13 protein-coding genes are annotated in these 23,726 nt (G+C 70.7%); 6 read left to right on the top strand and 7 right to left on the bottom strand.

What is annotated here, in order from left to right:
- Positions 1 to 572: 572 nt before the first annotated feature.
- A complete protein-coding gene (locus FRAEUI1C_RS37955; RefSeq protein WP_013421342.1) occupies positions 573 to 1,862 on the bottom strand; it encodes a family 16 glycosylhydrolase in 1,290 nt (429 codons plus the stop codon).
- 846 nt (positions 1,863 to 2,708) lie between these two features.
- On the opposite strand from FRAEUI1C_RS37955, the gene FRAEUI1C_RS37950 reads away from it, so the two are divergent.
- Both FRAEUI1C_RS37950 and FRAEUI1C_RS00655 read left to right on the top strand, forming a co-directional pair.
- On the top strand, positions 2,709 to 4,049 hold the full coding sequence (locus FRAEUI1C_RS37950) for a glycoside hydrolase family 16 protein (protein WP_013421341.1): 1,341 nt from the start codon (positions 2,709 to 2,711) through the stop codon (positions 4,047 to 4,049).
- Between the two features lie 1,820 nt (positions 4,050 to 5,869).
- Complete coding sequence (locus tag FRAEUI1C_RS00655; RefSeq protein WP_157734763.1) at positions 5,870 to 8,131, top strand: hypothetical protein; 2,262 nt, start codon at positions 5,870 to 5,872, stop codon at positions 8,129 to 8,131.
- 114 nt (positions 8,132 to 8,245) lie between these two features.
- On the opposite strand, the gene FRAEUI1C_RS00650 is transcribed toward FRAEUI1C_RS00655, so the two are convergent.
- Both FRAEUI1C_RS00650 and FRAEUI1C_RS00645 read right to left on the bottom strand, forming a co-directional pair.
- Entirely contained in the window at positions 8,246 to 9,592 is a 1,347-nt protein-coding gene (locus tag FRAEUI1C_RS00650; protein WP_013421339.1) for a hypothetical protein, read from the bottom strand.
- Positions 9,593 to 9,679: 87 nt separating this feature from the next.
- A complete protein-coding gene (locus FRAEUI1C_RS00645; RefSeq protein ID WP_013421338.1) occupies positions 9,680 to 11,434 on the bottom strand; it encodes a GMC oxidoreductase in 1,755 nt (584 codons plus the stop codon).
- 733 nt (positions 11,435 to 12,167) lie between these two features.
- On the opposite strand from FRAEUI1C_RS00645, the gene FRAEUI1C_RS00640 reads away from it, so the two are divergent.
- From FRAEUI1C_RS00640 to FRAEUI1C_RS00630, 3 genes are all read left to right on the top strand, one after another.
- A complete protein-coding gene (locus FRAEUI1C_RS00640) occupies positions 12,168 to 13,073 on the top strand; it encodes a glycosyltransferase family 2 protein (protein WP_232425248.1) in 906 nt (301 codons plus the stop codon).
- Positions 13,074 to 13,137: 64 nt separating this feature from the next.
- Positions 13,138 to 14,112, top strand: a complete 975-nt coding sequence (locus FRAEUI1C_RS00635) for an endonuclease/exonuclease/phosphatase family protein (RefSeq protein WP_013421336.1) — start codon at positions 13,138 to 13,140, stop codon at positions 14,110 to 14,112.
- The gene (locus tag FRAEUI1C_RS00630; protein WP_013421335.1) at positions 14,109 to 14,507 is read left to right on the top strand and encodes a hypothetical protein; all 399 of its coding nucleotides are present in this window, start codon (positions 14,109 to 14,111) and stop codon (positions 14,505 to 14,507) included. The genes FRAEUI1C_RS00635 and FRAEUI1C_RS00630 overlap by 4 nt, the downstream gene beginning before the upstream one ends.
- A 90-nt stretch (positions 14,508 to 14,597) precedes the next feature.
- Here FRAEUI1C_RS00630 and FRAEUI1C_RS00625 read toward each other — a convergent pair whose 3' ends face one another.
- From FRAEUI1C_RS00625 to FRAEUI1C_RS00615, 3 genes are all read right to left on the bottom strand, one after another.
- Positions 14,598 to 15,602, bottom strand: coding sequence for a beta-ketoacyl-ACP synthase III (locus tag FRAEUI1C_RS00625; protein WP_013421334.1), 1,005 nt, complete (start codon positions 15,600 to 15,602; stop codon positions 14,598 to 14,600).
- Between the two features lie 110 nt (positions 15,603 to 15,712).
- Positions 15,713 to 16,597 carry a glycosyltransferase family 2 protein gene (locus tag FRAEUI1C_RS00620; protein ID WP_198318685.1) on the bottom strand — a complete coding sequence of 295 codons (885 nt, stop codon included), beginning with the start codon at positions 16,595 to 16,597 and terminating at the stop codon, positions 15,713 to 15,715.
- 586 nt (positions 16,598 to 17,183) lie between these two features.
- Positions 17,184 to 18,821 carry a DNA repair helicase XPB gene (locus FRAEUI1C_RS00615; RefSeq protein WP_013421332.1) on the bottom strand — a complete coding sequence of 546 codons (1,638 nt, stop codon included), beginning with the start codon at positions 18,819 to 18,821 and terminating at the stop codon, positions 17,184 to 17,186.
- A gap of 135 nt (positions 18,822 to 18,956) precedes the next feature.
- Here FRAEUI1C_RS00615 and FRAEUI1C_RS00610 point away from each other — a divergent pair, with 135 nt between their 5' ends.
- Entirely contained in the window at positions 18,957 to 19,664 is a 708-nt protein-coding gene (locus tag FRAEUI1C_RS00610; RefSeq protein WP_013421331.1) for a RibD family protein, read from the top strand.
- A 1,455-nt stretch (positions 19,665 to 21,119) separates the two neighbouring features.
- Here FRAEUI1C_RS00610 and FRAEUI1C_RS00605 read toward each other — a convergent pair.
- On the bottom strand, positions 21,120 to 23,663 hold the full coding sequence (locus tag FRAEUI1C_RS00605; protein WP_013421330.1) for a helicase-associated domain-containing protein: 2,544 nt from the start codon (positions 23,661 to 23,663) through the stop codon (positions 21,120 to 21,122).
- Between the last annotated feature and the right edge of the window lie 63 nt (positions 23,664 to 23,726).

Genomic DNA, 23,726 nt, shown 5'->3' with positions numbered 1-23,726 from the left:
TGATGGTCTCCGAGCGTGCGGGCGCCGGCCGCACCGCCAATGGCGGCGATCGCGGCCTTCTCTGACCAGGCCGAGGGACCGCGGCGGCGCCGCTGGTCCGGCCGCGGCGCGAGCATCCGTCCGCCACGGTCGCCAGGTGTGTCGGTCGAGGCGCGGACGGTCGCGTTCAGCGCGCGGCGAGTGAGCGAGCCAACAGGGCTGCGTCCGCCAAATGGCACCACCATCGCGCGATCTGGTCGCATCACGAGGTTGCGCGGCGGCGCAGGGCGACGTGCGTCGATCAACAGTCTCCCCCTGGTAACTGTTGTCATGCTACAGCGAGTTGCAATTCGCGAAACGTGGACCATCCATGGAGCGCTGCTGGTCACCGGTACCGCGCCGAGTTCGACGTCGCCGGGCCACTATCCACTGGCCAACACTTCGGAGGGCCAGCACTTCGAGGACCCAGACGCAGGATTTTACTACCGGCGATGGGACGACCGGGCGCGCATCCAGCGAACGGACGAAGAGCGACCTGGAAATTACCGGCCCGTAACCACACCCGGCGCCCCTCGGGTGCAGCCCGTGACGGGCTAGTTGTGACCTGTGACACGGACGTAGTCGACGACCATCTGCTGCGGAAACGGGGTGCCGGCGGGCGGCGACCCCGGCCAGTTCCCGCCGACCGCCAAGTTGAAGATCAGGTAATAGGGATGGTCGAACACCCATGTCTGGCCCGACGGCATGTCGTCCTCGCTTACCGAACCGTAGACCATTCCGTCGACGGAGAACTGAAAGACTCCCGGGTACCAGTCCATTGCGAACGTGTGAAAGCCGGCCACCGACTCGGGTGGCAGCGGATAAATTCCGGCCACGTGCGCATAGGCGGCGTCGGACTGCGTCGGACCGTGGATCGAGGCGTAAATGGATCCGTCCGGCGCCGGCAGTTCAAGCATGTCTATCTCGCCACTGACGGGCCATCCGACGTTATCGACGTTGCTACCCACCGCCCAGAACGCGGGAAGCAGCCCGCCGCCGGTCGGCAGCTTCAACCTGGTCTCGACATGACCGTACCGGAGGTCGAACGATCTCTTGGTGGTCAGCCGCCCAGAGGTGTACTGGTAGGTTTTCCCGTCCGTGTCGCGAATATTTTCACGCCTGGCCGTGATCGCCAGGTTTCCCTTACCGTCGAGTGACACGTTCCGAGTGCTGGACGTGTAAACCCCGAGCTCATTGTTGCCCCAGCCGCCACCCCCGGTCTCGAACGTCCACCTGGAGTCCACCGTGGCGCCGGCCGGGCCGGTGAAGTCGTCCGCGAAGGTGGTGCGGGCCGCCGCGGTGCTCTCGAAGGCCACGCTGACGGCGCTCACTCTGGCCTCGCCGTGGCGCACGCGCAGGCCCAGGTCGATGCTGTCGCCCGTCTCCGTCACGGGCACGAGCACGGCCAACGCGTGGCCGGCGCCGACCCGCGCGGCGACGTCGATCGCTGATATCACCGTTCGGCCATCAACGGTGATATCAAACACATTCTGCCCAGCACGGACGTCCTGTGGCGCCAATACGTGAAGGACTACGGCGTAGGTGCCCGGCCTGGCCACCGGAAGTTCATAGCCCTGACCGCCCACCCGCGCCTTGCGGTACAGGGCCGGATTACCCGTTCCGGCTACGGCGGAACCGGGCGTGGTGACCTGGCCGCCCTGGGCGACGGAGACATCCGGCTGCCACGTGGTGCCCCGGCTGTCGGTAATCCCGACGGAGCCTGCGACCCACCTTTCGGCCGGGCCACTCGGCCTGGCCGTCGAGGATCCGGAATGCGTGAGGCCGCAGCCAGCCAGCGGCCCGGCCACCGTAAGGACCAGCACGGCCAGCGCGGCGACCCGCATATGGGCGCCCCCGGCAGCCGGCGCGCTCCCTCCACGAAGGCGAGCCCGGCCCGACGCCAGCCGGAGATTGTCCCGTTCACCAGCCCGTCTGTGACGATGTTTCAGAATCCACTCAATCACGACGACCCCCCCGGGGTGTTATTCTACCCGGAGGGTCACAGGGCGCGAAACGTCTAGAAAATTAGTCAGATCTTTACCATTAGATCACTGGCACCATCAGGCGACCGTCATCAGGATCCCGGCATCAGCTCTTTGCCGTCCGGCCGCCAGTCGGAAACAATGCTGTAATCAATTCTTTTCATGATCTTGGACGTCTCCCACGGGGCGCCAGAAACTCCCGGCCCACTGAGACGCAAGCTCGGGACGGAACACGTGAGCCGGAGGTGGGCCCAACCCCCGGACGGCGCCGCCAGCGTGGGAGCGTTGCCCGACCATTTGCCGCTGGTTCGGGCGATGATCCCGACTTGTATCGCACTTGGCCGTCCGTTGAGACAAAGGCGTCCAGACCCACTGGTTGCGCACGAGGGTCCCAACGCCAGGACCCCCTGGGGCGGTGAACATCGATCCTCGTAATATGGCCCAGCATGGGCGGATTAAGTGCCGCGTGTGCATCTGTCCCCTACCCGATGTTTTGGCACCAGGCAGAGAACCAACGGGCGGGGGGCCGGAGGGCGGACGGACGGAGAAATCCGCGTCGGACGCCCATAAATATCTCTACCTCGGGAGGGACACTCCCCCGCCATGACAACGACAACAGGCAGACACTCGAACCGGCGACCAACGTCGCATGACCCCTCGACGTCACCCGCACCTCGCCCCGCCGGTCGCCGGCCGGTCCGACGAAGAATGTTCACTTCGGTCGGCGTTCTGGCTGTCGTCGCGTTGGGGGTGGGCATCGGGCTGAGCCGGGCCGGCAACCTCTCGGCAAGTCCCATGCCCGCCTACGCGTCGCTTGTGGGTGACTTCACCTGCATCACCTCGACCGACGGGTCGTGCGCCGTTGCCCCCGGCCTGAATGCGACGCCAGATCAGCTCACCGTCGAAGCCTGGGCCCAGGACGGCGGATCCGACACCAAGGTACCCGTCGTCGCGACGAACGTAGGGGCCTACGGATTCGTCCTGCGCGCCAACGGACCGGACGGCGCACCGGTCGAGCGACGCAGAATCCACGGCTCGTACGTGGCCTGGTTCCACTGCGCCTCCAACGCGGGGCCGCCGTGCAAGCACCAGCGCGGCGGGGGCCACACGGCCGGGGGAACGGCGACCGCGCTGCCCACCGAACAGTCGACCGACCCGGCGACGACGCCGGACGACTCCACGACCTCACCGGTGCCCGGGCCGACCAGCACCGTGCTGCCCAGTTCGGTTCCGACCTCCCCGGCTGGCATCCCGCAGCCTGGCCAGTCCACTCCGGCCGTGGTCCACACCGCCCCGACAGTCACGACCGCGCCGGCCACCACCGCTCCGGCGCCCGCGAACGGCGCGGCGCTCCAGTGGGCGGACGAGTTCGACGGGGCCGCCGGCACCGGAGTGAACAAGGCCGACTGGACGGCGGTCAGCGGCTCGCATCATGGCGAACTGGAGTGCTACACCCCGAAGAGCAGCAACGTGGCGATGGACGGCAAGGGTGATCTCGTCCTCACCGCCCGGCGTGAGGCCGGCTGCGACGGGATGCCTTACACCTCCGGTCGACTTGAAGGCGTGAACAAGCGCACCTTCAAGTACGGATATTTCGAGGTACGGGCCCGGATGCCTACGACCACCGGTGCGTTCCCGGCCTTCTGGACACTTGGCGCGAACTATCCGTCCGTCGGCTGGCCGCGCAGTGGTGAAATCGACATCGTCGAGATCACCGCCAACCTGCCGTCCTCCGTGCACACCAACATCCACGGCGTGGACGCGTCCGGGAAGTCCTGGCAGTCCGGGTGGGGCGGGGTCGGGACGTTCGCCTCGTCGAGCAACGTGGGCGACTCCTTCCACACCTACGGTCTGAACTGGACGAGCACCGCGCTCCAGTTCTACTTCGACGGCAAGCTGATCCACACGATCAACAAGAGCTCCGTACCGGTCTGGCTCTGGGACCAGGAGAACTACCTGCTGCTCAACCTGGCCATCACGAGCAGCAGCGGCCCGGACGTCCAGACCATGGACGTCGACTACGTCCGGGTCTACTCGACCAAGCCGTAGTCGGGCACACCCGGTCCCGGCGCTGATGCGGCCGGGACCGGGACCGGCGACTCACTCCCCGTGGGCGGCCATCCGCGCTAGGCGGGTGGCCGCCCACGGCGTTTCGGCGCCTGATGGGTCACGCAGCGTGAGGACGAACGGTCGCCCCACCCTCGGCCACCCGCCCGAGGCTTTCCGGGTTGCGCAAACATCACCACGGACGGGGTCTCCATCACTCCGGCGACGTTACCAATGCCACTCTCGCGAGCATCAAGCCAACTCGGCCGACCAAGTGCGCAACATCGCGCCAATGCCTTTACTGGCCAGTCGCCCGCGTGATTGCGGCGGAAGCCGGTTTCTACGGGACGGATGATTTTCGCGGGAGGCCCACGGGCGTGCCACACCCGCGTGATAAGGTTTGCGCGATGTAGGGGGCATCGATTCGTTCTGGGCTTGCCGCGGCCAAGTTTACGGGGACAGTGGCCAGGCGTATCGCGACTGTAACAAGGACTGGCGCGGGGGTCGCTGTCAGTACCGAGCCGCGTGACGCCTTCACGATGGCAAGCAATGCCGATCCAGGTCGCTTGCCGAATGACGCTGGACGCGACGCATCGGCGTGACACAGCATGAGTCGCGCGTCGGCGGCGTCCACAGTGACTGTCACCGACCAAGGCGGATGCGCAGAGCGATCCGCCGCTTCCGGCGGAGCGAGCGAAGGGTTACACAGTGGTCCGGTTGTGGAGGGGACACAACGGCCCGCCGAACCCGCTGCGCCGGATGGCACACGCCCCCTATCTCGACAGCTGAGAGGGCAGGGCAGAGTGGTCAATATGGGGTCCCCGGAAGTCGACGCACGCGGTGACGAGTCCGCCCGGCGCCCAGGCGCGGGGCATCGGGCTGACGCCACCCCGTCGCCGGATGCGCCGCCGGCATCGCGCCCGGCCGACGCGGCCGACGGCGAAGCGGCGACGCCGCCCATGCCACCCGCCGACAACGAGCCGACCGTGCGCGTCGAGATCCCCCCCGCGCCCCTCGGCGGCGACGAGCGCCCAGCGGCGCGGAAGCCTTCGACCGGGCAGGAGCAGACCACCCGCGTCAAGCGGCCCCAGGTAACCACGGACCGGGCGGCGCCCGGTGCGGGAAAGCCCACGACCACCGCGACGGAAGATTCGGCCGCGACCGCCGAGGCGAACCCCCCGAAAGCGCACAACCAGGACAAGCCCACGACGGCGAGTGACCGACGGCCACCCGTGGCCGCGACGCCGCCGCGGCGGCCCGCAACCAGCCGGACGGTCCCACCGGCGGCCGGTGACGAACCAGCCCCGGCCGCCGAGAAGGCCAAGGCAGAGCTCAGGCCGACCGACGGCCAGCAGCCAGCGGCCCCCAGCGAGACGAAGCCAGCGGCACCTGCCGACACGAAGGCCACGACGCCCGTCAGCGAGCGGCCAGCGGCCTCCGCCGACACGAAGCCAGCGGCACCCGTCGACAGGAAGGCCACGGCGCCCGCTGACAGGAAGCCCGCAACACCCGGCGGCCGGCGGCCGGCGGCCCCCGCCGCCGAAGAGCCCACGACGCGCATCGACCGGCGGCCGGCGGCCGATGCCGGCACGAAGCGACCGGCACCCGCCGACCCGAGGCCCGCGACGCCCGCCATCAGAACGCCGCCGGCGCCTGTCGGGGCGAGGCCAGCGGCGCCCGGCGGCGAACGGCCACCGGCGCCGGCCGCCACGAAGCCCGCGACTCCCGTCGAGACGAAGCCACCGGCCGCCGAAGCGCCCACGGCGCCGCCCGACGCGGGCACTCCGGCGGGTACCGGCGAGTCGCAGCTCCTGCCCGAGTACGTGACCCGGCTTCGGCCACTGCTCAAGCCACCGCCCGCCGCCGTCCCGGAACCAGCCCCGGCCGGCAGCCGGATCCAGCGGATCAGGGACGCCCTCGCCGATGTGCTGTGGTGGAACTCGGCCTACCAGCCAGCCGACCCGGAGCGCGCCGCGGAAACGCTCCACGGGCGCCTGCTGCTCTCGGGCGCGAGCCTGCTGTCGTTCACGGTCGGGGTTCTGTCGGTCGCGGCCGGCCTGACGCACCTGCGGATCGCGGCGCTGCTCGTGTTCTGCCTCATCGGCATCGGCTCGGCGCCCTGGGCTCTGGACACCCGGATGCGCCTGACCACCCGCATGGCGATGACCACGCTGGTCAGCTTCTCCGTGCTGACCTTCGTCGCGACGTTCATGCTGTCGCTCGGCAGGTGGCATCCGGCGCTGGCGTTCACGCTGGTGTCGCTGATCTGTGTCCCACTCCACTGGATTGGCTTCCGCCGCGCGGTGGTCGAGCGACGCGACGCGCGACCAGCCGTTGACCTCACCCCGCTGCGCGACGGAACGTGGAACGACGTCGTGGACCGGCTGCGCCTTCGCGAGTTCTCGGCCCTGTACTGCGCGGTTGCCGGTGCGGTGCTCTGCATGTACGCCGCGCTGCGTCACCGCCACATCGTCGATCCCGGGGTGTACGGGTATCTGACCCATGTCGGGCCCGCCTGGTATCTCGGGCTGGCCCTCATCGTCGTCGCCATCGTCATCGCGCCTCGGGCCGACGAGCGGGTGATGGCCGCCGTGGTCCTGCTGCTGGTGGTCGCGGTGCTGCTCACGCCGTCACTGGTGTACGACGCCCCGCGGCAGCCGTCAGCCACCAAGCACGTCGACCTCGTGCAGCAGATCCGGCACGCGCACCACCTGGACGCGCTGGTGCTCGTCTACAACGGCTGGGCCGGAATGTTCGCGGCCATGGCCTGGCTGTGCGACATCACGGGCATCCGCGAACCGATGGGGCTGGCGACGTTCTGGCCACCGCTCATCGGCTTCTTCAAGGTCCTCGCGCTGCGTTATTTCGCGGGCAAGGTGCTGCCGACCGCGTACCAGGCCTGGATCGCGGTGATCCTGGGCGTCCTGGCCGACACGATCGGCGCGGACTATTTCTCGCCGCAGTCCGTGGGCTACGTGATCGGCCTGGTGGCCTTCGGTCTCGCCCTCTCGCATCGACGGTCCGTCCAGCGGACACTCCTGCTGGTTTCGGCCGGTCTCCTGATCTCGGTCACGCACCAGCTCAGCCCCTACATCGTCGGCGGGGCACTGGTGATCCTCGTCGTCTTCCGCCAGATCCGCCCCTGGTGGACGCCGGTGACGGTGCTGGGGCCGGCCGCGGCCTGGGCTCTCCTGCACTGGAGCCAGGTCAAGGGATTCATCAACCTGCACGACATCGGGTCCTCGCAGAACTTCCACCCGCCGAAGACCGCCGGCGCGGTCGGGCTGGTCCGGCAGCCCATCGTCGGCGAGACCGTGCACGCGCTGATGCTGGGCGTCGGGCTCATCGGGCTGATCGGCGGGCTGGCGGTGCTGCGCAACCGGCGCACCGGCGCGGTCTGGGCCTACGCGTGCTGCCCCGCGGTCGGCCTGGTCGTGGTCGCGGTCAATCCCTACGGCAACGAGGGCATCTTCCGGGCCATCCTGTTCGCGCTGCCCTGGCTGTCGGTCCTCGCCGCCCGGATGTTCACGAGCAAGCGGCGCCTGCTGCCACGCATCCCGCTGCTCGCGGTGATGGCGACCATGACGGCCACCTTCCTGGTCGCGGCGTTCGGGCTCGACGACATCAACGTCGTCCGGTGGTCGGACCTCAACACACTTCGGTATTTCCAGACGGTCGGGTACAGCAACTCGCCGGCCAACGCCTACTACGTGTTGCAGCTGGGCGCCGGCGACCTTCCGGCCTCGATTCCCACCAGGACGAACTCCCACCGGCCGCTCAAGATCGAGGATCTGCAGGACGCGCAGGCCGCCAACGTCGACCTGCCGCCCGCGACCCGGATGCGGATTCTCACCTCGCGCCTGATCACCTATTCCGGTGAACCCGCATCGCAGGCCCGTATTTACACGATCTGGTCGCCGGTCTCCTCGGAATACGGCTATGACTACGGCGTCGAGACGCCCGCCGAGTTCGCGGAGCTGCGGGACGCCTTCGCGGCCGCGCCGTACTGGTCCATCGCGAAGGACCTGGACGGCACGGTGCTGTTCAAGTTCGAGCCGGCTCGCTACCCGGTCCCGACGCCCTGAGCCGCGCTCCGAGCGGGAGCGACGCGGCGCGGGCCAGCAGGCGAGTGCGGTAACGCCCCACGGACCGAGCCAGGCCGAGAGACCTGGCCGGTCCGCGCCGCGGCGCCGCGGGCCTCAGCGCGCGCTCGGGACCTGACGTCGGGCGTCCAGGGCGCGCGTCGGCTCGGTCGCGAGGATTTCCAGCGCTCCGCGGACGACCGCCGGGTCGAAGGTGGAGACGTTGAAGGTCGCCGTGACGTCGACACCGCCGTGGATTTCCGAAATGAAGACCGAGATTCCGTCCGGGTCTCCCGGGGTGCTGCCGATCACGTAGCGACGGTCGGCCGGGCTGCCCGTCCACGGCAGCTTCTCGAATGCCTTCAGCCGGCCGCAGTGGATGAGCGACAGCGCCGGTCGCGCGGTGGCCTCGGCGAGCGTCGGCGGCTGGGCCGTGCGCTTGAAGCGCCGCTTCGCGGTCGAGGCGACCAGCGCCATCGTGGCCAGCGGCCGAGCGACCGACATGACCTCGTCGATGACCGCGTTCAGCTGGGCCGGGTCGCAGCCGTCGGCCGGGCAGACGTAGATCGAGGGCGCGAAGTTGCCATACAGCACAGCGCCCTGGGGCAGGAACTTGCGCATGTCGACGCTGATGTTGACGCCCGGGCGCACCGGCGGCAGGTCAGACGTCTCCAGCGCGGCCCGAGCCGCGGCGAACAGGACCATCGTCCTGGTGATGCCCTTGGCGTTCGCCAGCCGCCAGGAGCGGATCTCGGCGAGGACGTCCTTGCCGAACCGGACGCTGACCACGCCGAACTCCTGGTGCCACGGCACCAGCGGGCCCGGCTCCGTCGCGTCGGCGGGCGGGGTGGGGTGCGGGACGCGCACCGTCTCGACCAGTCGCTTCGGCTTCCTGCGGTAGTAGTTGTCCAGCGCCCGAATCAGCGGGAATCGAATCGACGGCTTCGCGATCGAGACGGGATACTCACCGGTGACGGCGCACCGGATGAGTTCGGGCCAGATCTCGTTGATGCTCAGGCCGTCAATACACGCGTGGTCGACCAACAGCGCGCAGAAATCCGCGCCGACCGCGATCTGAAAGGGAAGGTCCGTGACCGGCCAGTTGTAGAGCCGCGCGACGATCGTCTCCGGCGTCGCGGCCGTGGCGGCCGTCGCGGGCACAGACGTGGCGGACGCGGCTGTCGTGTCGGTCATGTCGATGACCATGGCGTCGCAGTGTCCGGGCAGCTCGGCGGCCGGAACGGTCACCCAGCGCGGCGCCGCCCGGTCGACCCGGCGGAGTATCCGATGCGCCGGAAGGAGCTCGGCCAGCCGCCGCAACGCGCCGCGAACCTGTTCCGGCGACGGCGCCTCAATCGGGCCGAGATAGGCGACGGTCCGCATGTGCAGACAGATCAGGTCGCGGCCGGAAATCGGAATACCCCGCGCCTCGCCGGGCCGGCCGATCAATCTGCTTTTCGCCATTGCCACTGGTCCCCCCTCGCCTTTCGCCAGTACGCCGGCCTCATGATAGGCGGCGGCTGTTTCGCCTGGTCGTCGCTTACGCGCCGGTCATGAGCTGACCGACGGCGACGGCGCCCAGGCGAGCTGATCGGCCCGGCCGCGCGCCTTCAGGTGGTCGGCCAGCCGGATCGCCAGGGCGACGATCGTCAGCGTCGGGTTGACGTGGCCGGCGGTCGGGAACGTGGAACTGCCGGCGACGAACAGGCCTTCGGTGTCGTGGACCTGGCAGTTCCGGTCAACAACTCCCGCGCGTGGGTCGTCGGCCATTCTGGTCGTGCCGATCGGGTGAGCCCGGTCGATGACGTTCTCCCGCCAGGCGTCGCCACCCTTGAGCCATACGGCCGGTTCCGGACTGGCATAGCCAAGACTGCCGAGTTCCTGCGCCAACAGGCCGGCCAGTCGGCCGATCGAGGTGCGCTCGCGCTCGCTGACCCGCCAGTCGACGCGGGAGAGCGGCACTCCGAGCCCGTCCACCCGGTCCGACAGGGTGACACGGCTGGACGGGTCCGGCTCCTGCTCGACCAGGCAGTAGAGGTCGACCCGGCTCGCCTGGAAGATCGGCGGGCGATGGCGACGGGTCATCCGGTAGGCCCCCGTGGCCAGGGCCGGAGCGTTCCGCGCCAGCGTGAGCGCGTCCCGCACCGCGGTGGGCTCGGGTACCTCGTCCTCGCGGCGCCAGAAGCTGGCCAGCGCGACCTCGTCCTGCGCCGGCCCGCCGCCCCCGCGAAGCCGGGACGCCAGCCGCTGCCCGGCGTGCCAGGGGTCGCCGGGCGCCGGGTACTCCTCCAGGAAGGCCGCGCAGTTGAGCAGTTCCGCGTCGCGCTGCGCCTTCGGGCTCAGACCGACACCGTGCAGGTAGACCTGACGACCGTCCGGCCCGTCCAGCCAGTAGCGCCCGAACCGGTCGCGCAGCCGCCGGGCCGAGCCGGGGTCGACCGAGGCGATCACTGAGCCCGGATGGTCCATCAGGAACCGGCCGACCAGGTCGTTTCCGTTGCCGACACCGTGCGGGACGACCCGGTTCGAGGCGAGCATCAGCCGGGCGTTCTCGATCCCCCCGGCCGCCAGCACCACCACGGCCGCCCGAATCCGGGCCTGGCGCCCGCTGGTGGACGCCACCTCGACCCCGCGCACGACCGCGCCGGTGTCGTCGGTGTCGATGTGGGTGACCGTCGCGTGCAGCAGGACGTTCACGTTCCCCGCGCCGGCGAGGCCTCGTGGCTCGTCCACCGCGTCGTCGCCGACCGCGTCGGGCAGCACGTCGAGACCGAACCGGGTCGGCCCCGCGGGATCGGTCACGCCCCGGCTGAACTGCCAGAACCGCGGGACGAGCCGCGCCTCCGGCAGCGGCGGCCGCGCCGGGCGCCGGCCGAGCACGGCCCAGAGCCGCTCGTCGTAGAGGTTGGGGCCAAGCCCGAGGTAGGGGCGGGCCCGGTCGAGAAAGGGCCGCAGCTCGGACCCGGTGACCGGCCAGCCAGAGTGCGCGACCCAGGGCCGGTCGGCGTAGTCGATCTCGTCCAGCTCGCCGCAGCGCCCGGTCCAGATGCGTGACGTGCCACCGAGCGCGCGGGTCCGCATCAGCGCCTGGTCGGCGACCCGGGCCGCGCCGACGTTCTCGACCTCGTTGAGCGCCGCGACGGCGGCCTCAGGCTCCCGGCCACCACTCTCGACGACGAGTACCCGCAGGGAGCTGCCGGCGAGCTCCGCGGCGAGCGTCGCTCCGGCGGGACCGCTCCCGACGATGCACACCTCGGTGGTGAGCTCCGTGTCTGGCGGCAACTTGTCCAGATCGAACACGGTCACGGCAGCCCCCCAACGCCCCGTGGCTCGCACAGCCCGTGAGCTGGCGCGCGAGCGAAAAGAAAGACAAAACGCCACCAAGCGGACATCAGTTGTGACGCGCCTCCCGGCAGGCGATGCCTGCTAAAAGTACAGGCACGGTTCGTAGCGTCCGTCGCCGAGGCGGATGGCCACCGATCCGGGCGACGCGATCACTATGACCAGTCTCACCCTGTGTGCCGTCGCCGACGGTACTCGGATGGCCACGGTGGCCGCCTACCACTCCAGGGGGCACCCGGACGGCCGCCATGCGCGATCGGCTTGCATTCGTATTACTTGATTGTTGTGAATTTGGCGTCGTTCCTTGGTTGCCGCCGCGTAACCTTGACCGTTCCCCGATCCCGGGCGCTGTCCGGCGGTCGACGGCGACGGGTATCCTCCTGAGTGGGCCTGTCCGGGTGGCGCAAGGTGTGGGTCACGAGGTGTGGGCCACGTGGTGTGCACCAGGTGTGGGGGATACCGAGCACGCCATTTCTGATTGCGACCCAGGCACCATGCGCGGCACACGCCCACCTCGTCCGACCATGTTGGCGGCGGGCGGTTCCGCCAAATGTGTATCGGGTGATAGGGGGGCACCTTGGCTTTCGATGAGACGAAGCCCGGCGACGCCAGTGGCACCGCCGGGAACGAATACAAATCGGCAGGCACGTCGACGACGCGATTGCCAAGCAGCGCCGAAACAGTCACCGCCTCGGTCGTGATTTGCGCTTACACGCTGCGCAGGTGGGACGATCTGACGGCCGCGGTCGCGTCGGTGCGCGCCCAGTCAGTTACCGCCAGCGACATCATCGTGGTGATCGACCACAATGAGGAGCTGCTCGAACGTTCCCTGAGCAGCTTCTCCGACGCTGTCGTGGTGCCGAACGCCGGTAAGCCCGGCCTGTCGGGCGCGCGGAACACCGGCGTGGAGCGGGCCACCGGCGACGTGGTCTTCTTCCTCGACGACGACGCCCGGGCCCAGCCGGACTGGTTGGCGCACATGCTCGCGCACTACGCCGACCCGGCGGTGCAGGGCGTCGGGGGCGCAGCCCTGCCGCGCTGGCCCGAGCAGGGCGCGCGCTCGGGCCGGCCGTCCTGGTTCCCGCCCGAGTTCGACTGGGTCATCGGGTGCAGCTACATCGGGCTACCCACCTCCGTCGGGCCGGTGCGAAATCCGATCGGTGCCGGGATGTCCATCCGGCGCTCGGCCTTCGCCACGGTGGGCGGGTTCAGCGACGGGCTCGGCCGGGTCGGGTCGATCCCGCTCGGCTGCGAGGAGACCGAGTTCGGCATCCGGCTGCGGCGGGACGTGGCCGATGCCGTCATCCTCTACGAGCCCGCCGCGGTCGTCCTGCACGGCGTCACGCCGGACCGCATCACCTGGCGGTACTACCGGCGCCGGTGTTTCTCCGAGGGCATCTCCAAGGCCGTCGTCGCCCGCCGGGTAGGTCAGGAGTCGGCGCTCGAGGCCGAGAAGGCCTACGTGCGCCACGTCCTGCCGCGCGCAGTCCGGCGGGACCTGCGTCACCCACGGACGTGGGGGCGCGCCGCCATGGTGCTGGTGGGCGTGCTGTTCACCGTCGCCGGCTACGGCCGGGGCGCGATCGCGCGGGCCACGCCATGACCGGTCGGGTGAGGATCCGTCCCCACCCGACCGAACCCACGTGGCCGGCCGGAGGACGCGACGCATGGCGGTCGTGACGAAGGTGCTGGTCGTCCTCGCCTGGGTGGCGGCGGCCGGGCTCGCTGTCGCCGTGCTGGGCAGGCTGACCCATCTGGACGACGTGCTCTGGCCCTACGTCCTGGTGAACGCGCTCACCCCGGTCCTGTTCCTGCCCGCGTATCCCGCCTTCGCGGTCGGCGTCGCCACGCATCGTTACGCGCTGGCCGCGGTGGCCCTCGTCGCGGTGGTCGCCCATCTCGTCTGGCTGTGGCCGGAGGTCCGGCCGGGCAGCGCGAGCGCCGCGCCGGCCGGTTCGGCCCAGTTCCGGCTGCTCACCACGAACCTGGAGATGGACAACGGCCGGGCCGGCACGCTCGGCCGGCAGATCCGGGCCGACTCCCCGGACGTGGTTGTCGTCGAAGAGCTGTCGAACGTGACCTACTACGGCCTGATGAAGTCGGGGGCACTCGCCGGCTACCACTACAGTGCCTCCCGGCCGCAGTTCGGGGCGTTCGGCGCGGGTGTCTGGTCCCGCTATCCGTTGTCGGACGTCGCGGCGCCGCTCGTCGGTGGGCTGGACTCGCTGCGCGTGACGGTCACTCTGCCGACGGGGCAGCGCTTCCGGCTGTTCGCCGTGCACACGCTCTCACCGCAGAGCTCGAGCAACGTTCGCGTGTGGCGGACGCAGCTGGCCGACCTGCGCCGGGAGGTGCGGGCCACGACACTGCCGGTCGTCCTGGCCGGTGACTTCAACGCCACCCGGGACATGCGCCCGTTCCGCAACGTCCTCGCCGCGGGGGTGACCGACGCGCACGACGACGTGCACGCCGGCTGGGCGCCGACCTGGAACGCCCACTTCCCGATCCTGCCGCCGGTGTGGCGGCTCGACCACGTGCTCATCTCACCCCAGTTCACCGCGACCGGGCTTCGGGTGGGCAAGAGCTACGGCAGCGATCACCTGCCACTGGTGGCCGATCTCGCGCTGCGGCCCTCGTCGTGAAGATGTGGCGGCCCGGCTCGGCCGATCCGGACGGCTCCGCCAACCGGTGGGCCCTGTCCCACCGGGCCCGCCTCATCGCCGCGATCGTCGCCGCGCTGATGGTCGTCGGCGCGCTGTCCGCCTGGTTCGCCACCGAGCGGGCGGCCGCCGCCCGCAAGAACCGCCAGGCCGTGTTGTGCGAGGTCGCCGACGTCATCGTCGCGACGCCGAGCTACCCCGAGCTTGAGAAGTTCCTCGCGGTCGAGTGGCGTTTCCTGACCGGCACCGCCGCCGGCACCCACGACGCGGCCTTCAGCAAGCTGGTCGCGGGCCTGCCGCCCAGGCCCGACCCTGCCGCGGTGAAGCCCGTCGCGGCCTACTGCCACGCCCACGGGATGGGAATCGTCACCAACTGACCCGGCGGCAATGCCAACTGACCCGGGAAAAGCGTCAGGGACGAGCCCAATCGCGAGCTCGTCCCTGACGCCGTACGAGTTGCCGCCCGGTCAGGGCAGCCGAACCACCTGGGCCGCGTAGACCAGCCCGGCGCCGAATCCGACCAGGAGCGCCAGACCACCGCTCGGCGCCAGCTGGCGGGCGAGCAGATCCTCCATCGCCAACGGGATGGAGGCGCCGGAGGTGTTCCCCGTGGTCGCGATGTCGCGGGCCACGACGACGCTCTTCGGGAGTTTGAGCACCCGGCACATCGTGTCGATGATCCGAATGTTGGCCTGGTGCGGAATGAACGCCGCCAGGTCGCTGGCCTCGATCCCGGCCGCCGCGAGGGCCCGCTGGGCCACCGGCGCCATCTGCCAGCTTGCCCACCGGAACACCTGTGGCCCGTCCATCCGCATCACCGGCCAGGGCCGCTCCGGGCTTTCCCGCCACTCCAGGTAGGACGAGTCATGCCCGATGACGTCCCGCTTGCTGGCGTCCGAGCCCCACACGACCGGCCCGATGCCGGCGGTGTCCGACGGCCCGACGACCACCGCACCGGCGCCGTCGCCGAACAGGAAGGCCGTTCCCCGGTCATACGGATCGATGATGTCGGTCATCCGCTCCGCGCCGACGACGACGACGTAGCGGGCGCTGCCCGCCCGGATCATGTCGTTCGCCATCGCCAGGGCATAGGAGAACCCGGCACACGCGGCCGACACGTCGAACGCCGCGACGCCCTCGGCGCCGAGGCGGGCCGCGACGTCGGTCGCCAGCGACGGCGACTGCACGACATTCGACATCGTCGCCACGAGAACGCAGCCCAGGTCGGCGGCCGAGATACCGGCGTGCGCCATCGCCTTCCCGGCGGCACCCGCCGCCATGCTCCCCAGCGGCTCGTCGGCGCCGGCGAACCGGCGGCTCCTGATGCCCGACCGGGAGACGATCCATTCATCCGACGAGTCGATCGCCTCGCTGATCTCCGAGTTCGGGACGACCCTGGGCGGCCGGTAGGCACCGACCCCCAGAATGCGCGCGCCCGCAGCCCCTACCGATGACCGCAACTCCACGGTCATCGGCGTCCGCTCCGCGCGCGCCCCACATGGATCGGCTGGCTTCGCCGACACGGCAGAGACCACTCCATCCGTGCCCCCCCTCTTGAAGAAATACGCCGGCGGCGCCGGGGTCAGGCCATCCCGACGGACTTGGATTCGCCGTCGGCGCGCTCGCGCTGCCGAATAATACCCGCACCCGGATCCCGCTCCGACGGGCCGATCGGAGTTACGCCGGCCGGCAGCGTTTGGGCAGGCAGGGTCGCCTCGATCGCCAACGGCGCGCGCGATCTCCGTCGCTCCGAGACAATCGTCCGGAGGACCCGCAGGCCGTCCGAGATCGCATTGAGATTGCTCACTCCGTGGATCCGGGAGTACTCGAAACTGGGAACCTCGATCACCTGCAGGCCGGCCTTCGCTACGCGCAGGTTAATCATTGTTTCAATCTCGAAACCGTCGCCCCAGCGCCGCTCGGCGGAGTCGCCCTCGCGGGCGGGCGTTCCCGCGTCCAGCCCCAGTACCGGCAGGCAGGTACGCCAGAACGCGTTGTAGCCGTAGCACAGGTCGGAGTACCGGCACCGAAACAGCGAGTTGACGAGGAAGGAAAGGAAGCGGTTTCCGATCCGGCGTATGCGGGTGATGTCCTCGCTGCCGCCCCCCGGCATGAACCTCGAGCCCTTGGCGAAGTGCGCGCCTGCCTTCAGGGCCTTGGTGAATGCCTCGATCTCCTTGGCGTCAGCCGAGCCGTCGGCATCGAGCATGACGATGATGTCTCCGGTGGCCGCGGCGAAACCGCAGGCCAGCGCGTTGCCTTTGCCCTTACGGGTCTGATGGACGACGACGACGTCGGCCCGCAGCGAGCGAGCGGCGTCGATGGTGCCGTCCGTCGAGCGGCCGTCCACCAGCACGATCTCGGCGTCACCCGGAAGCTTCTCGAAGACGTGCGGCAGGTTCTTCGCCTCGTTGAGCGTCGGGATGACAATGCTAATCGTCGGTTCGCGCAGGATGAATTTGGGCATAGTGGTAGACATTGGTCTCCCCCCAAGACCAAGGACCCGGCCGCGATCGCCATCTCTCGTGGCAGGTCCAAGGGATGGCATGACGGCATCGGGTAAGTGTGTTTTCGCAGACCACAGCTTCCGACGGTTCATCACTGGCAGGCTCTCGGCCCATCCCCCTGATGGCCGAGATCTATGAAATCCAGCGATCAATCCGGGTGACTCGCTGCCGCAAGATCCCCGTTGGCCTGAAGTGTACCATCCGCCCCACACTCGCCGGGACGCATTTTTTGTTAATTGATGGACGAGAGTGGGCTACGTCATACCTGGCGTCCAGCCGTGGTGCGGCCGCCGTGGTAGCCACGGACCGAGACGGCGGCCCAGGCGAGCCGAAAACACGCTGGAAGAACACGGTACTAAGGAGTAGCACAACCAGGATCGCGCGCAATGTCTTCGCGGCCAAGAGACCACGAAGAGGGGAGCCGGAACTCCGGAATGCGCCGTTGTCGGCCAAGAGATGGCGCTTGTTCCCAGTACTGGATCGTCACCCGTTCTGTCCCATGCGGGTGGTTCGTGCGCCTGAGGGCGGGTTCGCGACCGGCCGGGCTCAGGCGATATCGACCGCGTCCACGATCGTGTAGGCGTAGCCCTGCTCGGCGAGGAACCGCTGGCGGTGGGCGGCGTACTCCTGGTCGAGGGTGTCGCGGGAGACGACCGTGTAGAAGTGCGCCGAGCGGCCGTCGGCCTTGGGCCGCAACACCCGGCCGAGGCGCTGTGCCTCCTCCTGGCGGGAGCCGAAGGTGCCGCTGACCTGGATCGCGACGCCGGCCTCCGGCAGGTCGATCGAGACGTTGGCGACCTTCGAGACCACCAGGGTCTTGATCTCGCCGGTTCGGAACGCCTCGAACAGCCGCTCACGCTCTTTGTTCCTGGTGCTGCCCTGGATGACCGGGGCGTCTAGGCTGCGTCCGAGCGCGTCGAGCTGATCGAGATAGGCACCGATGACGAGCACCCGGTCGCCGGAGTGCTTTCGGACCAGTCTTTCGACGACGCCGTGCTTGGACAGTGCGGTCGCGCACATCCGATAGCGCTCGTCAGCCTCGGCGACGGCGTAGGACATCCGCTCGTCCTCGGTGAGCGTCACCCGTACCTCGGTGCACTCGGCCGGCGCGATCCAGCCCTGCGCCTCGATCTCACGCCACGGGGCGTCAAAGCGCTTCGGGCCGATCAGCGAGAACACGTCGCCCTCCCGGCCATCCTCGCGGACCAGCGTCGCGGTCAGCCCAAGCCGGCGGCGCGACTGAATGTCGGCCGTCATCCGGAACACAGGCGCGGGGAGCAGGTGAACCTCGTCGTACACGATGAGGCCCCAGTCGCGGGCGCCGAACAGGCTGAGGTGCAGATACTCGCCGCCGCGCCGAGCGGTCATCACCTGGTAGGTGGCGATCGTGACCGGGCGGATCTCCTTGCGCTCGCCGGAGTACTCGCCGATCTCGTCCTCGGTCAGCGACGTGCGGCGCAGCAGCTCGCTGCGCCACTGCCGGCCGGCGACCGTGTTCGTGACCAGGATCAGCGTCGTGCTGGACGCCTGGGCCATCGCGGCGGCGCCGACGATCGTCTTGCCGGCTCCGCTGGGCAGCACGACCACGCCCGAGCCGCCCTCCCAGAAGCCGGCGACGGCGCCCTTCTGGTAGTCCCGCAGCTCCCAGCCGTCCTGGCGTAGCTCGATCGCGTGCGCCTCGCCGTCGACATAGCCGGCCATGTCCTCGGCCGGCCAGCCGAGCTTGAGCAACGCCTGCTTCAGCCGGCCCCGCTCGGAGGGGTGAACGGCGATCGTGTCGTCGTCGATCTTGTTGCCGAGCATGGGCGCGATGCGCTTGGCCCGGGACACCTCGACCAGCACGGCCCGGTCGATCGCCCGCAGCACCAGCCCGTAGACCGGGTCGTTCTCCAGCCGCAGCCGGCCGTAGCGGTCCATCGTGTCGGCGACGTCGACCAGCAGCGCGTTCGGCACCGCGTAGCGCGAGTACGTGACCAGCGCGTCGACGACCTGTTCGGCGTCATGCCCGGCCGCGCGCGCGTTCCACAGGGCCAGCGGGGTGACCCGGTAGGTGTGGATGTGCTCCGGGGAGCGCTCCAGCTCGGCGAACGGGGCGATCGCCGCCCGCGCCAGCTTCGCCTGCGGGTGGTCGACCTCCAGCAGAAGCGTCTTGTCCGACTGGACGATCAGCGGACCGTCAGCCACCGGTCACCGCACCGCGCTCGGCATTACGCATGACTCGACGGTACCCGCCGACCCAAGGCGCCCGGACGGACACTCGCGGCGACGCCCGCGGCCTCGCTACGTTGTCAGCACCACGGACGAGAGGACCTGCCTCGGGTGACCCGGCCCTACGTTGTGCTCAGCTGCGCCACCTCGATCGACGGCTACATCGACGACGCGAGCGAGACCCGGCTGCGACTCTCGAATGAGGCGGATTTCGACCGGGTAGACGAGGTGCGCGCTGGATGCGACGCGATCCTGGTCGGCGCCGGGACGATCCGGGCTGACGACCCGAAGCTCCTGATCCGGTCGCCTGCCCGGCGGCGGGCGCGGATGAGCCGCGGACTCCCCTCGCACCCGCTGAAGGTGACGCTCACCGCCACGGGAGACCTCGACCCCTCCGCACGGTTCTTCACCGCTGGCGATCCCGATGGGACGGACGGGGCCGGCCAGGTCGTCTACACGGCCACCGACGCCGCCGCGCGAGCCCGCGCCCGTCTCGGCGCGGTCGCCACGGTCGTCGAAGCGGGAGACCCCATCGATCTGCCCACCGTGCTGGCCGACCTTGCGACCCGGGGCGTGGCCCGCCTCCTGGTCGAGGGCGGAGGTGCCGTGCACACCCAGTTCCTGACCGAGGACCTGGCCGACGAGCTGCACCTCGTGGTCGCCCCGTTCTTCGTCGGCGACCCCCGTGCCCCCCGCTTCGTCGGCCCTGGCACGTTCCCGCACGATCCGACCCACCCCGCCCGCCTGGCCGAAACCACCCAGCTCGGCGACGTCGTCCTGCTCCGCTACGCCCTCTCGCCCCGCTACCCAGGCGCCTGACCAGCGCCACGCGGCACGTCCCCGCCAGGCCGCGCCGCGGCGACCACTTGTTGATCGCCGTTTCAGCCGGGTCGGCCGCGGTCTGGCCGAGCGGCAGGTATATGGGCGGAGCTGAGCGGGCGATCGGCATGCCTTGGTGGGGATACCACGGGGCATGGGGGTTTCGTGAAATCGGTAGCGGGGCTGTCCGTTTCTATGGTGCGCGTGCGGGCGGTGCTTCCTGCGGGTCCGCGGGGTCCGCTCGCTGGGTTGATCGTTGTTCCGGCCCTAGTGCGGGCCCGGTCCGGGTGGCGATGGCCTGTCTCGGGGCGGCGACCGCCGGGCCAGCGGTTGTCTGTGCGGCGGTTGTCTGGGTAGCGGTTGCGTGGGTAGAGGCTGCCTGGGTGGCGCGTCCGTTCTGGGTGGTCGGCCCTTCGCGGCTGCCATTTCCCCTGCACAATTGGTGATCACCGTGCTCTGGCGCCGTCAAGGTTGTTCATGATCGCGGGTTGGGCAAGGGAAATCGTCGTCCGGCGCCCCATTTTGTCGCATTTATTCCTGCGCATCTGGCGATCATGGCCGTTACCTGCTGCCATACGGCTCGAAGATCGCCAGATGTGCAGGCAGATCGGGCGCCCAGACACCCGGCCGTCCGGTCGACTACCCGCCCACCGGGGAACGGCCGCCCCATCGCGCCCCGGCGCCCGAGGCATTCCGCAGGACGGCCGATCTCCGCGTTCCGCAGCGCGATAGATCCCGGCGTTCCGCAGGACGACGGATCTCCGCGTTCCGCGGCTCCGTGACGGTTTCGATTCCAGACCGGCGATCATCGACGGTCGGTGGCCCGGTCACCCGTCATGATCGTCAGCCTGGTATCGAAACCGTCGCTGCACGCCCGGTATGCGCCTTTTATCCATACCAGGCCTGCGATCTTGCTGGCCGTGTCGGCCGGATACCACCGAAGATCCACTACCGGGTATGGGAATCGGCACCACCCTCGACCTGACACCTGGCCGACCGACCAGAGGTGCGGGCCCCGCCCCCGGCCGCCCGGCCCCCGTGGGCAGGAAGACCCAGATCAGACTCCACCCCTACCTCCCACCCGACCACGGACGAGACTCATCACCGCGTAGGACACGCGCGGCGCTAAGACCCCATTCGGCCGACTGGGCCGCTGGAGACCCCGCCGGCCAATTCGGGGCCCGGGGCCTGTCCGACCCGATGGTCGTGGATCTCGCCTGTGGCTGACCAGGACGTAGAACTCGTGAGCCCCGATCCACGCCTCTCGGCGATCCGGAGCCGACGTACAGCGCACAGCCCCCGGGTCGCCGGGCCACCAGACCAGTCGTGATCGCCGTTTCGGCCCTCGGGTGGCTGTCGCCGGGGCCTTCTCACGACCATGGGAGGCCTGAAACGCCGATCATCGCCAACGGCGTGCGGGCGCGCCGGTCGGATGGCCGGGCTCGACGGGCCGGGTTAAGCGCTCGCGAACGGGTCGACGACGTCGGCCACGGCGGTGACGCGGTGCAGGACGAAGCGGCGCGGGGCGGCGGCGGTCTCGTCCCAGGCGGTCAGCCAACCGCCGTCGAGGGCGGTCGGGCGCACGACCCGGTCGCTGGGCGTCCCCTGCTGGTCGACGTAGCCGAGCAGCACCCGGCTCCGCTCGCGCACCGCGGCCTGCAGCCGGACCAGGATCAGTGGCGCCGAGCGCACCAGGCCCTCGACCGCGCTGTTGCCGAAGGTCGTCGCGGCGCCGCCGGCCAGCCGCAGCGCCCTGGCGCTCTCGTCGCCGCGGCGCACGAGCTTGACCGCGTCCCGCAACTGGCCACGGCGCACCGCCGCCGGGTCGGCCGCCGCCGAGCGGGCCCGCGCCGGGGTCCGGTGCGTCTCCGGCCTGCTGACGACGACCCGGCCGTCCGGCCCCTCCGCGGCCGGGGCGAAGCCGGCCGCGCGCAGCCCGTCGAGCAGCTCTGCCACGGGGAGCCGGGAGATCACGACCGTCGGCGCGATCCGGCGCAGCCCGAGCGTCTGGGTACGCCGGGAGGCGACCACCTCCGACAGCAGCGCCGTGTCGTCGCAGCGCAGGTAGGACTCGGCCGGGCCCGAGCGCAGCCGGCCGTGCCGGCGGGCGGTGTCGTCGACGAGGTAGGTGAGCGCCTGCGGCACGCCGCCCCGGCCGAGCCTGGCCAGCAGGTCGTGGATGTCGCCAGGAGAGGCGCCCGCGTCCAGCGCCCGGCGCAGCGACTCCTCGGAGAACCGGTAGACGGTGGCCGCGCCGGTCGACTCGATGTCGGCGAGCCGGGCGAGCTCCGCCGCGACGTCCGCGACCAGCGGGCCCGGGGCGACGGCCGTCAGGTCGGCCTGGAGCAGCAGCTCGTCCACCGGCTCGGGCAGCAGCGGGGCGAGCGCGTCGGCCAGCGCGTCGACGAACGAACCGGGCTTCGCCGTCAGCCCGGCCCCGATCGGCGCCGGGCCCAGTGCCCCGGCGCTCTCCACGAGCAGCTCGGCGAGCAGCCGACCGGTCGTCGCCGCCGCTCCGCGGCCCGTCAGCCCGAGCAGCTCGGCCTCCTGGAGGGTGGCGTCGACGAGGAGCTCCTGCAACGCGCCGCCCCGCCGGGGCGCCCGCCAGGTCAGCAGCGCCCGCACGTCCGCCGGCGACGGCGCGACCCCGTCGGGGGCGGCCGCCAGCGCGGCCAGCACCTCGGCCCGCGTGGCCGGCGCCGCGGACCGGCGGACGTCGACCGACAGCGCCGAGACCTGCCGTCCCCGCTCGTCCCGGTCCCCGACCAGCGACGCGACGGACGCCGACCGCACCCAGCCCTCGACGAGCAGCGCCCACCGGTGCGCGGTCAGGTCGACGCTCCAGCGGTCGAAGGCGGTCGTCGGCACGATCCGCACGTCGACCCCGGAGGTCGTGTCGACCAGCCCGGCGGAGGCGGCCAGCTCGACGACGAAGGCGGCCTCCGGCTCGGGGATCTCAAGCAGCCGGGCGACGGCGCGCAGGTCGCGCACGCTGAGCCCGCCGGTGCGCAGCGGCACGATCGGGCTGGTGCCCCAGGCCTGCAGCAGGGTGGCGACGTGGCGCACGACGGTCTCCGCGGCCAGCGCCGCGGCAGGATCGACCGAAGCCGCCGCGACCTGCCGGCCGGTCAGCTGGGGTGGCGCCGGATGCAGCGTGCCGGTGGGCCGGTCGCCGCGCAGCGCGAGACCGACCTCGCGTGGCATCTCGACCTCGTCCGCGTCGACGCCGACGAGCAGGCCGCGGGCCAGCAGTTCCTCGACGGGAGTGCGCGCGGCCGACACGGCGAGCAGCCGGCCCGCCTCGGCGGTGGCGCCACGGGCCGGGCCCTCGGCCAGCCGGGCCAGGATCCGGCCGGCGGCCGGGGAGCATTCGGCGGCGAGCCCACGGACGACGGCGGGATCACCGAGCCGCTCGGCCACCTCGGCGACCAGCGTCTCCTTGGCCACCGCGGCCCCCCGCTCCTGGCCAGCGGCCACGGCCGGGGCGACGCGGCCAGCCGGGGCGATCCGCCCGGCCCGGGTCACCCCCAGCGCGGTCGCCAGCCGGGCCAGCTGCGGCACCCGGTAGGCGGCCAGGCAGTCCCGCGCGGCCCGGCCGAGGCCCAGCGCCCGGTCGCCGAGCAGGTCGGCCGCGGTCCCGACCAGCCGTAGCTGGTCGCCGTCGCCCCAGACCAGGCCGCGGGCGCGCAGCGCCGCCACCGCCGAGCGGACGTCGAGGCCACCGCACAGCTCGGCGAGCCGGCCGACGGACACCGGGCACGGCAGCAGCGTGAGCACCGCGCCGACCTCGAGGGCGAACGTGTCCAGGGTGTCCAGCGCGCGCAGGACGCTGACCCTGATCTCCAGGCGGGCCGCGAGGATGTCGAAGTCGGGGGGCGGCGGCGTGGCGAGGTCGGGGCGGAGCTCGAACAGCCTGGTCAGCTCGTCGTCAGACCGGGCGCGCAGCCACGCCGGGAGCGTGGCCGGCTCCCCATCGGGCTCCAGTGCCGGCGATGACACTCTCCGACGGTAGCCCAGCTTCCTGAGCGACCGTTCGCGCCGCCCTGTTCCCGGGCCGGCCGA

The organism is Pseudofrankia inefficax (genome assembly GCF_000166135.1).
Lineage (GTDB): Bacteria > Actinomycetota > Actinomycetes > Frankiales > Frankiaceae > Pseudofrankia > Pseudofrankia inefficax.
The sequence above is the reverse complement of the archived record's forward strand: the minus strand, read 5'-3'. Positions and strand labels throughout refer to the sequence as shown.